General features: G+C 66.2%; 9 protein-coding genes. 5 read left to right on the forward strand and 4 right to left on the reverse strand.

The features are described 5' to 3' along the window. Positions 1-103 precede the first annotated feature (103 nt). Together coaE and uvrB are read left to right on the forward strand one after the other, a co-directional pair. Complete coding sequence (coaE, locus tag C563_RS0106545) at positions 104-1,318, forward strand: dephospho-CoA kinase (protein ID WP_026264437.1); 1,215 nt, start codon at positions 104-106, stop codon at positions 1,316-1,318. Positions 1,319-1,398: 80 nt separating this feature from the next. Further along, positions 1,399-3,498: an excinuclease ABC subunit UvrB gene (gene uvrB / locus C563_RS0106550; protein WP_018761239.1), complete on the forward strand. Its 2,100-nt coding sequence runs from the start codon at positions 1,399-1,401 to the stop codon at positions 3,496-3,498. A gap of 108 nt (positions 3,499-3,606) precedes the next feature. Here uvrB and C563_RS0106555 read toward each other — a convergent pair whose 3' ends face one another. After that, positions 3,607-4,926, reverse strand: a complete 1,320-nt coding sequence (locus C563_RS0106555; RefSeq protein ID WP_026264438.1) for an ABC transporter substrate-binding protein — start codon at positions 4,924-4,926, stop codon at positions 3,607-3,609. A 294-nt stretch (positions 4,927-5,220) separates the two neighbouring features. Between C563_RS0106555 and C563_RS0106560 the strand changes: the two genes are divergently transcribed. Both C563_RS0106560 and C563_RS0106565 read left to right on the forward strand, forming a co-directional pair. Beyond that, positions 5,221-6,249, forward strand: coding sequence for a TerC family protein (locus C563_RS0106560; RefSeq protein ID WP_018761241.1), 1,029 nt, complete (start codon positions 5,221-5,223; stop codon positions 6,247-6,249). A gap of 97 nt (positions 6,250-6,346) precedes the next feature. Continuing rightward, complete coding sequence (locus tag C563_RS0106565; RefSeq protein ID WP_018761242.1) at positions 6,347-7,690, forward strand: MFS transporter; 1,344 nt, start codon at positions 6,347-6,349, stop codon at positions 7,688-7,690. Here C563_RS0106565 and C563_RS0106570 read toward each other — a convergent pair. The 3 genes from C563_RS0106570 to C563_RS0106580 all read right to left on the reverse strand — a co-directional run bounded on the left by C563_RS0106570 (position 7,676) and on the right by C563_RS0106580 (position 12,106). After that, on the reverse strand, positions 7,676-8,959 hold the full coding sequence (locus C563_RS0106570) for an alpha/beta fold hydrolase (RefSeq protein WP_018761243.1): 1,284 nt from the start codon (positions 8,957-8,959) through the stop codon (positions 7,676-7,678). The two genes, C563_RS0106565 and C563_RS0106570, sit on opposite strands and share 15 nt — an antisense overlap. Before the next feature lie 61 nt (positions 8,960-9,020). Beyond that, the gene (locus C563_RS0106575) at positions 9,021-9,536 is read right to left on the reverse strand and encodes a GNAT family N-acetyltransferase (protein WP_018761244.1); all 516 of its coding nucleotides are present in this window, start codon (positions 9,534-9,536) and stop codon (positions 9,021-9,023) included. A 26-nt stretch (positions 9,537-9,562) separates the two neighbouring features. Next, complete coding sequence (locus C563_RS0106580) at positions 9,563-12,106, reverse strand: DEAD/DEAH box helicase (protein ID WP_018761245.1); 2,544 nt, start codon at positions 12,104-12,106, stop codon at positions 9,563-9,565. 96 nt (positions 12,107-12,202) lie between these two features. Here C563_RS0106580 and C563_RS0106585 point away from each other — a divergent pair, with 96 nt between their 5' ends. Continuing rightward, positions 12,203-12,982: a trans-aconitate 2-methyltransferase gene (locus tag C563_RS0106585; protein WP_026264441.1), complete on the forward strand. Its 780-nt coding sequence runs from the start codon at positions 12,203-12,205 to the stop codon at positions 12,980-12,982. Positions 12,983-13,033 lie beyond the last annotated feature (51 nt).

Genomic DNA, 13,033 nt, shown 5'->3' on the forward strand with positions numbered 1-13,033 from the left:
CGGCCCAGTCTAGCGGCGGCGGGAACCGGCGCTTTCGGGGTTCGGTGGACATTCCGTGACGCCACGGACGCCGGCTTCACACGCGGTTCAGTAGGGTGGGAGGGTGTTGAAAATCGGCTTGACGGGCGGAATCGCCTCAGGAAAATCGGTGGCGGCGGCCCGGCTGAAGGAGCACGGCGCGATCCTGGTGGATGCGGATGCACTGGCCCGGGAAGTGGTGGAGCCCGGGACCCAAGGCCTGGAACAGATCGCTGCCGAGTTCGGCGCGGACATGCTCGACGGCGACGGACGGCTTGACCGCGCGCGCCTCGGCGAAGCGGTGTTCGGCCAGCCGGAGCGCCTGGCGGCCCTGAACGCCATCGTCCACCCCCTGGTGCGGGCCCGCGCGGCCGAGCTGACGGCAGCGGCACCGGATGACGCCGTCGTGGTCCAGGACATTCCCCTGCTGGTCGAGACCGGGCAGGGGAGCAGCTTCCACCTTGTCGTGGTGGTGGACGCTCCCGATGACGTCCGGCTGCAGCGCATGCAGGCGCTGCGGGGGATGACCCCGGAAGCGGCGCGTTCACGGATGGCCGCCCAGGCCACCCGCGAGCAACGCCTGGCAGCCGCCGACGTCGTCCTGGACAACTCCGGCACCGTGGAGCAGCTCCTGGACCAGGTGGACCGGCTCTGGGAACAGCGGTTGCAGCCTTACGCCCGCAACCTCGCTGCCGGGACCCGGGCCCCGCGTACCGGCGGGCCGGTCCTTGCCCCGCACAGCCGGGACTGGTCCCGGCAGGCCACGCTGATCGCGGCGCGGCTGAGGGCGGCCGCCCCTGACGCCATCCTGGCGGTGGACCACATAGGCTCCACCGCCGTCCCCGGCCTGGCTGCCAAGGACGTCATCGACCTCCAGGTGGCCGTGCCTGACATGGCGGCCGCAGCTGCGATCGCGCCGCTCCTGGCCGCTGCCGGATACCCGGCGGTGCGGGGGATCGAATCGGACACGCCGAAACCCGGTACGCCGGATCCCGCGTCATGGCTCAAACGATTCCACGCCAACGCGGATCCAGGCCGGGCGGTGAACGTGCATGTGCGGCCGGCCGGCTCGGCCGGATGGCGATATGCGCTGATGTTCCGGGACTGGCTGCGGAACGATCCTTCCGCGCTTGCGCTCTACCAGGCGCACAAGGCGGACCTCGCCCGCCGCTTTTCCGACTCCGCCGGAACCGGATCCTACGCTGAGGCGAAGGAACCGTGGTTCACCGACGTTGCCTGGCCGGCGATGTCCGCATGGGCCCGGATAACCGGGTGGGCGCCGCCGTCGTACGCGTCGTGAACTGCCGCCCCGTCCCGGCGCTTGTTCGCCCGTAACGGATTGGACGCTTCACTGTCGGTGCCCGGCTGTAAATTAGATCCATGAGCCTTGCGCAGGAGATCAACCGTGTTGTAGCGCCCTTTGAAGTCATCAGCGAATTCAAGCCCGCGGGTGACCAGCCGGCCGCCATCGCGGAGCTGACCGAACGCATCAACAACGGGGAGAAGGACGTGGTGCTCCTCGGCGCCACCGGTACCGGCAAAAGCGCCACCACCGCGTGGCTCATTGAGCAGGTCCAGCGGCCAACCCTGGTGATGGTCCAGAACAAGACCCTTGCCGCCCAGCTCGCCAACGAATTCCGCGAACTGCTGCCCAACAACGCCGTGGAGTACTTCGTCTCCTACTACGACTACTACCAGCCCGAAGCCTACGTGGCGCAGACGGACACCTTCATCGAGAAGGATTCCTCCATTAACGAGGAAGTGGAACGGCTCCGGCACTCCGCCACCAACGCGCTGCTGACCCGCCGGGACGTGATCGTGGTGGCCACCGTGTCCTGCATCTACGGCCTGGGAACCCCGGAGGAATACATCTCCGGCATGGTCACCCTGCGCAAGGGTGCAGAAATGAACCGGGACGACCTCCTGCGCAAGTTTGTTTCCATGCAGTACGCGCGCAACGACGTCGACTTCCACCGCGGCACCTTCCGGGTCCGCGGGGACACCGTGGAAATCATTCCGATGTATGAGGAACTGGCCATCCGGATCGAGTTCTTCGGCGACGAAATCGAGAACATCCACACCCTCCACCCGCTGACCGGTGAGGTCATCCGCGACGAGGAAGAGATGTACGTCTTCCCGGCATCGCACTATGTGGCTGGACCGGAGCGGATGGCGCGGGCCATCAAGCGGATCGAGGATGAACTCGCGGACCGGCTGAAGGTGCTGGAAAGCCAAAACAAGCTCGTCGAAGCCCAGCGGCTGCGGATGCGGACCACGTACGACCTCGAAATGATGCAGCAGATGGGCTTCTGCAACGGCATCGAAAACTACTCCGCCCATATCGACGGCCGGGAACCGGGGACCGCCCCGCACTGCCTCCTGGACTACTTCCCGGACGACTTCCTGCTGGTGGTGGACGAGTCCCATGTAACCATTCCGCAGATCGGCGCCATGTACGAGGGCGACATGTCCCGTAAGCGGAACCTCGTGGACTTTGGCTTCCGCCTTCCGTCCGCCATGGACAACCGGCCGCTGAAATGGGACGAGTTCCTCCAGCGGGTGGGCCAGACCGTCTACCTTTCGGCCACCCCGGGCAAGTACGAACTTGGCAAGGCGGACGGATTCGTCCAGCAGATCATCCGTCCCACCGGGCTGGTGGATCCCGAAGTGGTGGTCAAGCCCACCAAGGGACAGATCGATGACCTCCTCGGTGAGATCAAGACCCGGGTAGAGAAGGACGAACGCGTCCTGGTGACCACGCTGACCAAACGTATGGCGGAGGACCTCACAGACTACCTGCTGGGTCACGGCGTGAAAGTGGAGTACCTGCACTCGGATGTCGATACCCTGCGCCGAGTGGAACTCCTGCGCGAGCTGCGGATGGGCTCCTTCGATGTCCTGGTGGGCATCAACCTCCTCCGTGAGGGCCTTGACCTGCCAGAGGTGTCCCTGGTCAGCATCCTGGATGCGGACAAGGAAGGGTTCCTGCGTTCGTCCACGTCGCTGATCCAGACCATCGGCCGTGCAGCCCGCAACGTCTCGGGCCAGGTGCACATGTACGCGGACCGGATCACCGACTCCATGGCCCTCGCCATCGACGAAACCAACCGCCGCCGCGCCATCCAGGTCGCCTACAACAAAGACCATGGCGTCGATCCCCAGCCGTTGCGCAAGAAGATCGCCGACATCACGGACCAGTTGGCCAAGGAAGATGCCGACACCGAGGAACTGCTCAAGAACAACCGGCTCGCCAAGGGCGCCAAGCGGGCCAAGTCCGGAGCCAAGGGTGCGGCCCAGGTCCGTGCGGATGGTTTGGCGGCAGCTCCGGCCGAGGACCTGGTGGGACTGATCGAGCAGCTTACCGAACAGATGCACGGAGCCGCCGCCGAACTGCAGTTCGAAGTGGCGGCGCGGATCCGCGACGAGGTCAGCGAACTGAAGAAAGAACTGCGCCAGATGCAGGCCGCCGGCCACGCCTAGGCGGTCTCGTTCCAGGCCTGCCCGGAGGACGGGATGGGCTGCCCATGGAACGGCGGGCACCTCCGTGGGGAGGTGCCCGCCGTCGTTAACGCATGTGGTGCCGGGGTTTCACTTCCTGGCCGAGTCGATCATTCCCTTTGCTTCGTCCATCAGGCCCTTGGCTGCGTCAGCGGGGGACTTCCGGTCGAACAAGACGTCCGTGCAGTACCGCTGGATCAGCGCCTGAACCCCGGAGGAGCCGGTTGGGGGCACCGGCGGGCCGCTCTGCAGGTCAGGCTTGATGTCCTTCAGGAATGCCGCCGCGGACTTGTCCGCCGGGGTCAGCAGCGGGTCGATTGCCGCCTGGACTTCTGAGTTCGTGGGGAAGCCGCGCTCGGTCAGGATGGTCTTGGCTGAGTCCAGGTTGTTGAGCATGTAGTTGACCACCTCAGCAGCTTCCTTGGGATGCTTGCTGCGCGAAGACACGGACCAGAACATGGATGGTTTGTAGGACATTCCGTTGTCCTTCGCGCTGCCTGTGGAACTGGGCGCGCGCAGGATCTTGACGTCGGTCTTGAGCGCCGACTGAAGCGCATTGACCTGGTTGGTCCACCACCATGACATCGCAGTCTTGCCGGTGGCGAAGAGGGTCTGTTCCACCGGGGCGCTGATGTCCTCGGTGGCAATGTTGGCCGGCGGGGCAGCCCCGGCGTTGCGCAGGTCCACGAGGTTCTGGAAGAAGGACGTGGCGGTGCTTTCCTTGAAGCCGAGGCCGCCGTCCGCCGAGTAGAGCGATTCGCCGTGCTGCATCGCCCACGTGTTCAGGTCGGAGTCCGTCAGCGAGTAGGAGCTGCCGTAGTTGGTTTGGCCCGCCTTGGCAGCGGCCTTTGCGATCTGGGCGGCGGTCTTGGTGTAGTCAGCCCACGTCCAGGTCTTGTCGTCCGGGATGGGCACAGCGTAGTCCTGGAACATCTTGGCGTTGATCATGACGGCCTTGGCGTTCTGCCCGGTGCTGAGGCCAAACTGCTTACCGCTGACCTGGCCTGAGTCAAGGGCGTCCTGGTCGATCTTGGAGGTGTCGATATTGCTTTGCTTGGACAGGTCCAGGAGGGCGCCCCGGCCGCCATACTCAGCGATATAGGCCTGGTCCATCTGGATCACGTCGGGGGAATCATTGGCGGCGGTGGTTGTGGCCAGTTTGTCCCAGTAGCTGCTCCACACTCCGGGCTCGGCCTGGATCTTGATGTTGGGGTGGGAGGCCTGGAACGCGTCGATCACCTGTTGGGTTTCTTTGTTGCGGAGGTCGTTGCCCCACCACGTGAAGCGGACCGTGACGTTCCCGCCGCTGTCGCCGGCTGAGGAGGGAGAACAGCCGGTGGCAAGCAAGGCGAGGGTGGCCGCAGCTGCGAGCGACTTGACCATCGTGCTGGTGCGAAGCGAAGTCTTCATTGACCGTGACTTTCTGGAGGGGTCTAACAGATGGGGCGAGAAACCGCTTTCTCACTGGATGTGATTATGACAGCAGCGTCTGCCGGGGGTCAATGGTTCCGGGAAACCGTTATCCAACGGCGTTGCTGGAGTAGAGTTGAAGGCACGTAGGGGAGTATCCCAAAGCGCTACGATCGTCAACACGCAGGGCATGGTTGCCCCGCCGGGCGTAGCGGGCCGCCGCTTCAGCACCAAGTGCACTGGCAGGCCGGAGAGACTTACACCATTTTGTGTACCCTGCGAAAGGCTGTCCCTGTGCTCGACTTGCCCGTATGGTTCGAGGTTGGCTCATTTGCCATCCTTGGCCTGATCCTCCTGACCGACCTCCTCCTGGTGGTCCGCCGGCCCCATGAACCCTCCATGAAGGAAGCCGGCCTCTGGGTTGCCTTCTATGTCGCACTGGCCATGGCCTTCGCCGGAGCGATGTTCGCCTTTACCGGCCCCGAGTTCGGCAGCCAGTTCGTCGCGGGCTGGGTCACGGAATACAGCCTGAGCATCGACAACCTGTTCGTCTTCATCATCATCATGGCCAGGTTCTCAGTACCGCGGAAATACCAGCAGGAAGTGCTGATGGTGGGGATCATCATCGCGCTCATCCTGCGCGGCATCTTCATCCTGCTCGGCGCCATTGTCATTGAACAGTTCAGCTGGGTGTTCTACATCTTCGGCGCATTCCTGCTGTGGACGGCCTGGAAGCAGGCCCAGGACGAAGGCGAAGAGGAAGAAGACCGCGAGAACCCCCTGATCGCCAGGATCCGCAAAGTCATCCCCATGTCGGAGAAGTTCGACGGCGGCAAGCTGCGGACCACGGTGAACGGCAAGAAGGTGTTCACCCCCATGGTGATCGTCTTCATCACCATCGGCCTCACGGACCTCCTGTTCGCCGTGGACTCCATTCCGGCGATCTTCGGCCTCACCCAAAGCCCCTTCATTGTCTTCACCGCCAACCTGTTCGCCCTGATGGGGTTGCGTCAGCTGTACTTCCTCCTCGGCGGCCTGATGAACCGGCTGATCTACCTCAAGCACGCACTCTCCTTCATCCTGGCGTTCATCGGCGTCAAGCTCGTCCTGCACGCCATGCACGTCAACGAACTGCCCTTCATCAACGGCGGACGCCACATCGAGTGGGCACCCGAGATTCCGACCTTCGTGTCGTTGGCAGTCATCGTGGGCACCATCATCGTTGCCGTGGTGGCCAGCCTGCTGAGCTCCAAGGCCAAGGCGGCGGCGATCGATCCGCGGCTCGAGGAAGACGCCCGGAAGAGCCACAGCGACGTCGACTAGGCGTCCGCTGCACCTCTGCAACAGGTAATCCCGGCCCCGCCGGGATTACCTGTTTAAGCCCCTGCATCAGGCGGCAGCGCAGGACTATGCTCGGATCATGGCCAGCACAGCAGCGGACCAGCGCGTGCGCCAGGTGCAGCGGCGCACCGTTGTGCTCCTGGGGACAGCCCAGGTCTTCGGCGGCATCGGCACCGGGGCAACCGTGTCGATCGGTTCCATCCTGGCCGTGGAATTGTCCGGTTCCAGCGCGTGGGCGGGGGCCGTGGCAACGGTCATGACGCTGGGGGCCGCGGCAGCCGCACTTCCGCTGGCGACGTTGGCCGACCACCGAGGGCGCAGGGCGGGCCAGGTGGCGGGTCTTTCAGCGGCCTTGGCAGGTGCGCTTCTTATGGTCCTGGCCGTCGTGTCCGGGCTCTTTATCCTCCTGGTTCTGGGTGCCGCAGGCATCGGCGTCGGCACTGCGGCCACCCTGCAGGCACGGTTCGCGGCCGTGGACCTTGCAGCCCCCGAACACCGGGGGAGGGCGCTGTCGACGGTGGTCTGGGCCGTGACCGTCGGCGCCGTGACGGGGCCAAACCTCATCCAGCCCGGCACGGTGGTGGGCACGGCACTGGGCCTGCCGCCGGTGGCCGGACCATTCGTCATCGCCGCGGCGGGATTGCTGATTGCCTCCGTGCTGATGTTCGCCGGGCTTCGCCCCGACCCGCTGTTGCTGGCACGCCAGCTCGCGGCTGCGGGAGCCAACACCGCCCAAGACCATGACCCGGCACGCCCGGACGCTGTGGCGGCCGGGCGTTCCGGCGGTTCGCTCATCCGCGGGCTCCATGCCATCAGGGACTCCCGGACGGCGGTCCTGGCGGTGACAGCCGTCGTCGCCGCCCACGCAGTGATGGTGGGCGTGATGTCCATGACGCCGCTGCATCTGCAGCACCTGGTGGAAGGGCCTGCGTTCCACCCAGGGCACGTCGCCGAGGGGGACGTGCTGGTGATCATTGGCTTCACCATCTCGCTGCACATCGCCGGGATGTTCGCCCTGTCGCCGGTCATGGGCTGGCTGACGGACAGGGCCGGCCGGATCGAGACCATCGTGATCGGTTTCGCAGTGTTGGTCGCGGCGGTGGTGGTCGCAGGCCTTGGACAGTCTTCCACCCCCGCTGTTGCGGCAGGCCTTGTCCTGTTGGGCGTTGGCTGGTCGGCTGCGACCATTTCCGGGTCCACGCTGCTGGCCGAAAGCGTGGGACGCGACGCCCGGGTGGCGGTGCAGGGCGTCTCGGACATGCTGATGGGCGCTGCCGGAGCGGCAGCCGGTGCGGTGTCGGGGCTCGTCCTGGGCGCCGCCGGCTACCTCGGCCTGAACCTCATCGGTGCCGCCATCGGTGCCGCGGTGCTGGCGGCGGCCATTCTCGCCCGCGCCTCACGCCGCCGGTCAGCGGCCGCCTGAACGCGCTATCCCCAGCAGGCGGGCAAAGATCCGCTCGCCGTCGTCGGCGATTCCATCGTGATGGAAATCGGCGGTCTCCCACACCTGCAGTCCGCGGACCGCTGCCGCCGTCCGAAGGGAGAGGTCCCGGTCAACGTAGATGTCGTCGGTGTAGACGGCCGCTGCCACGGGAACGGTATTGGCAGCCAGCGCCCGCGAATCGTACAGCGGCTTCCAGTCCCGCTTGGCTGCCAGCAGTTCGGCCACGTCCCGGAGCGGCTGCAAGGCGGGATCCTGCTCGAAGTACCACGGGTACACCATCTCGCCGGTCAGGAGCAGCGGCTCGGCGTCGGGCCTGAACCAGGGGTTTTCACCCAGCATCCGCCACGCGGACCAGTTGGTCGCCTGCCCCTGGCCATAGATGGATTCGTGCATGAGCGCATACAGCGGGTTGGAGCGGCGGGAGACGACGGCCTGGAGCTGTTCCAGGAAGGCATCGGACAGGCGGGGTCCACCGGGAGCGGCGACGAAGGCATCTTCCAGGAGATAGTGGAGGCTGTCCACCCGCGTGTTGCCGCCCAGGAATGCCCCGGCCATCTGGAACCGCTCCACGGTGAGGGGCGCGCCGTCGGGCATGATCTCGGTAGTGGACCGCAGGTGCCGGGCGATCCGTTCCACCGTCTCCCGGTCCTCGGGGTACCAGCCGAAGTATTCCCCGTTCCGGGCGGCGACGCGCTGGAACGTGGCACGGTAGACCTCGTCGGCGCTGCCGGCGAGCGGCGCCAGGCCGCCGGTGATGAGTGCTTCGCGGAGTCCTTCCGGCGCGAAGGAGAGATAGGTCAGGGCGCAAAAGCCGCCGTAGCTTTGGCCGTAGATGGTCCAGGGCGCTGATTCGAGGGCGGCACGGATCAGTTCCGCGTCCGCCACGATCGAATCGGCCCGGAAGTGCTCCAGGTAGGCAGCCTGTGCGGCTGCATCCCCCCGCGCCGGCAGCGTATGCCTGTCGATGGGGGTGGACAGGCCCGTGCCCCGCTGGTCCAGCATCAGGATGCGGAACTCTGCCGCCGCAGCCTTTCCCCAGCCGCCCAGGGAAGCCCACCTGTTGCCGCGGCCGCCAGGACCGCCCTGAAGGAAGAGGAGCCAGGGCAGCGCGGCCGCCGCCTCCTCGCTGTGCGCGGCGGAGACGTATTCGCGGGCGAAAACGGTGATGGTCTCAGCCGCCGGGGCGGAAGGATCATCTGGAGCGAAGTGGTCCAGGGGGACGGTGAACCAGTGTTCGACGGTCCGCATACCCCGGAAGGCGTGGCTGGCGCCAACGCGATGCCTGGCGGCAAGTGCCGCGCTGTGCCGCTCAGCCACGCGCGGCTGCGGGGACGGAGGTGCCGGACTGCGCCCGGCCGAACCGGTCCAGTGCCTGGCCGGTGAGCCGGAAGGTTGACCATCCGTCCATGGGGACGGCGCCGACGCGGCGGTAGAAGTTGATGGACGGCTCGTTCCAGTCCAGCACGCTCCATTCCACCCGCGCGTAGCCGTTCTCGACGGCAATCCCGGCCAAGTGCTGCAGCAGCGCCTTGCCGTGTCCTTCGCCCCGCGCTCCGGGGCTGACGTAGAGGTCCTCCAGGTAGATCCCGTGCACGCCCTCCCAGGTGGAATAGTTCAGGAACCAAAGGGCGAAACCCTGCACTTCACCGGCCGTGTTCTCAGCCATGGCCGCGAACACGCTTGGGTTGTCGCCGAACAAGGCCCGCTCCAGCAGTTCGGGAGTGTTCCGGACGGCGTCCGGTTCCTTCTCGTAATCGGCCAGTTCGTGGATCATCCGGAGAATGGCGGGAACGTCGTGCGGGGTGGCGGGGCGGATAACACTCATTGCTCGAGCTTACCGCCGGTCCCGCGTCAGAGCCGGTTCACGTCCGTCACCCTGACCACGGCGGTCCCGGTGTCGTCCGACTCGGCCAGGTCCACCTCGGCCGAGATCCCCCAGTCGTGGTTGCCTGCCGGGTCGTCGAAGATCTGGCGGACTTTCCACGTGCCGCGCTCCTCGGTGATGATGAGCAGGCCCGGCCCGCGGGCGTCCGGGCCCGTACCGATGTCGTCGTGTTCGTCGAAGTAGTCGTCCAGCGCGTCTTCCCAGCGCTCGGCACCCCACCCGGATCCGGCGTCGAGTTCACCCAGCGCGGCGGCGTCCTCGTCGGCGAACAGTTCCACGCGGCGGAACATCTCGTTGCGCACCATCACCCGGAACGCGCGGATGTTGGAGGTCAACGACGGCGGGGGAGGCGGTGGCGCGTCGTGCGGCGTGGGCGCCGCGCCGGAGGCCAGTTCCTCCCACTCGTCCAGGAGGCTGGAATCCACCTGCCGCACCAGCTCGCCGAGCCAGGCGGTCAGATCCTCAAGGTCTTCCCGCAGCATGTCCTGGGGCACGGTCTGGCGGAGCGCTTTGAAGGCATCGGCCAGGTAGCGCAGCACGATCCCTTCGGAACGGGCCAGGCCGTAGAACTGCACGAATTCGCCGAAATTCATGGCGCGCTCATACATATCGCGGACCACCGACTTCGGCGCGAGCTCAAAGTCGCCCACCCACGGTGCAGCCTTCCGGTACACCTCGAAGGCCTCGCCCAGGATCTCCGCAAGAGGTTGCGGGTAGGTGACCTCGTCCAGCATGGCCATCCGCTGGTCATAGTCGATACCGTCCGCCTTCATGGCGGCCACCGCTTCGCCGCGGGCCTTCTTCTGCTGCGCGGAGAGGATCTGCCGCGGTTTCTCCAAGGTCGCCTCCATCACGGACACAGCGTCCAGGGCGTACGACGGCGACTCCGGGTCGAGGAGGTCCAGCGCCGCGAGGGCGAACGGGGAGAGCGGCTGGTTCAAGGCGAAGTTCGGCTGCAGGTGGACGGTCAGCCGCACGGTGCGGCCGTCAGGTCCCTGTTCTTCCGGCGGGATGCGTTCCACCACCTCGGCGGCCAGGAGTTCCCGGTAAATCCCCAGCGCCTTCTTCATCAGCCGCAGCTGGGACGACCGTGGCTCGTGGTTTTCGGTCAGCAGCCGCCTGGCCGCGGCAAACGGGTCCCCGGGCCGCTCCATCAGGTTCATCAGCATGGCGTGCGTGACGGTGAAACTCGACGTCAGCGGGTCCGGCACGGATTCCACCAACCGTTTGAACGTCGGCTCGCCCCACGAGACGAAACCTTCAGGCGGCTTCTTCTTCACCACCTGGCGCAGCTTCTTCTGGTCATCGCCGAACTTGGCGGTGGCCTTCGCCATCGCCTTCACGTTCTCGATGACGTGCTCGGGTGCCTGCACCACCACGGTCCCGGCGGTGTCGTACCCTGCCCGTCCGGCGCGGCCGGCAATCTGGTGGAACTCGCGTGAGTTGAGCAGCCGGGTCCGGACGCCGTCGTACTTGCTAAGGGCGGTGAGGAGCACTGTCCTGATGGGGACGTTGATGCCGACGCCCAGGGTGTCCGTGCCGCAGATTACCTTCAGCAGACCGGCTTGAGCCAGTTGCTCCACCAGCCGGCGGTACTTGGGCAGCATGCCGGCGTGGTGCACGCCGATTCCGTGGCGCACCAGCCTGTTCAGTGTCTTCCCGAACCCGGCGGCGAACCGGAAGTTGGCAATCAGCTCGGCGATCTTGTCCTTTTCCTCCCGGGTGCACACGTTGATGCTCATCAGGTTCTGGGCGCGGTCGATCGCTTCGAGCTGGCTGAAGTGCACCACATAGACCGGCGCCTGTTTGGTGGAAAGCAACTCTTCCAGCGTTTCGTGGACCGGGCTCTGGTGGTAGTAGTAGTGCAGCGGGATGGGCCGCTCCGCAGAGCTCACGGTGGTGGTGGGCCGGCCCGTCAAGGACGTCAGGCCTTCCTCGAAGCGGGTCACGTCCCCCAGCGTTGCTGACATCAGCAGGAACTGTGCCTGCGGAAGCTCCAGCAGCGGCACCTGCCAGGCCCAGCCGCGCTGCGGGTCCGAGTAGAAGTGGAATTCATCCATGATCACGGCGCCCAGTTCTGCCGCGGAGCCCTCGCGCAGGGCGATGTTGGCGAGGATCTCGGCCGTGCAGCAAATGATGGGGGCGTCCTGGTTCACGCCGGAGTCGCCGGTAATCATCCCCACGTTCTCCGCGCCGAAGATGTCGCAGAGCGCAAAGAACTTTTCCGATACGAGGGCCTTGATGGGCGCCGTGTAATAGCTGCGCCTGCCCTGGGCCATCGCCTGGAAGTGCGCTGCGATGGCTACCAGGGACTTGCCGGATCCGGTGGGCGTGGCCAGGATGACGTTCGCCCCGGTGGCCAGCTCCATGATTGCCTCATCCTGCGCCGGGTAGAGCGCGAGCCCCCGGCTTTCCGTCCACTCCACGAACAGGGTGTAGAGGGCGTCCGGGTCGACGGCGGAGGCCTGGTTGGGGACGGACAGATCGGTCAGCTGGTCAAGGAGTTTCATTGACTTCCACCTTAGTGCCACGTCATGTCCGTGCTCCCGCCCATGGCCGGGTTAGGCTCGGCCTGGCCGTGTGCGCAGCAGAACCTGGAGAACCTCATGAAATGGGACCCCGTCAAGTACGTCCAATTCGGCGATTACCGGAACCGGCCCTTCTTCGACCTCACCGCCCGGATCCTTGCCGGACACCCTGCCAAGGTGGTTGACCTGGGCTGCGGGCCGGGCAACCTGACGGCGACGCTCAGCGACCGCTGGCCCGGGGCCGACGTGGTGGGCGTGGACTCCTCCGCGGAAATGCTGGCCAAGGCTGCACGCCTCGCGCAGGAGCACCCGTCGTTGCGGTTCGAACAGGCCGACATCGCCGAGTGGACGCCCTCGCCGGACACGGACGTCGTGGTCAGCAACGCCGCCCTGCAGTGGGTCCCCGGCCATCAGGACATGCTGCGGGGATGGCTCGCGGCGCTCGGCCCGGGTGCGTGGTTCGCCCTGCAGGTTCCCGGAAATTTCGACGCTCCCTCGCACGCACTGATGCGGGAACTGGCGTCCTCAGCCCCGTGGGCCGACAAGCTTGGCGGGGTGTTGCGTGGCGGGGAGTCCGTGGGGGAGCCGGGGGACTACCTTGGGATCATGCTCGACGCCGGGTACGCCGCGGACGTGTGGGAAACCAGCTACCAGCAGGTCCTTCCCGGGCCGGACCCGGTCCTTGAGTGGGTTCGGGGCACGGGGCTGCGTCCCGTCCTGGCCGCGTTGGCGGAGGATGACGCCAAGCGCTTCGAAGCCGAATACGCCGCAGCACTGCGTGACGCCTATCCGCGGGGACCCCACGGCACCGTCTTCCCGTTCCGCAGGATCTTCGCCGTCGGGCGCAGGGACGGCTGAAACGGGCGACGACTCTTGTTTGATGCATTGGTCACAAGGCGTGACAGCGGC

Origin of the sequence: Arthrobacter sp. 135MFCol5.1 (genome assembly GCF_000374865.1) — a bacterium.
Lineage (GTDB): Bacteria > Actinomycetota > Actinomycetes > Actinomycetales > Micrococcaceae > Arthrobacter.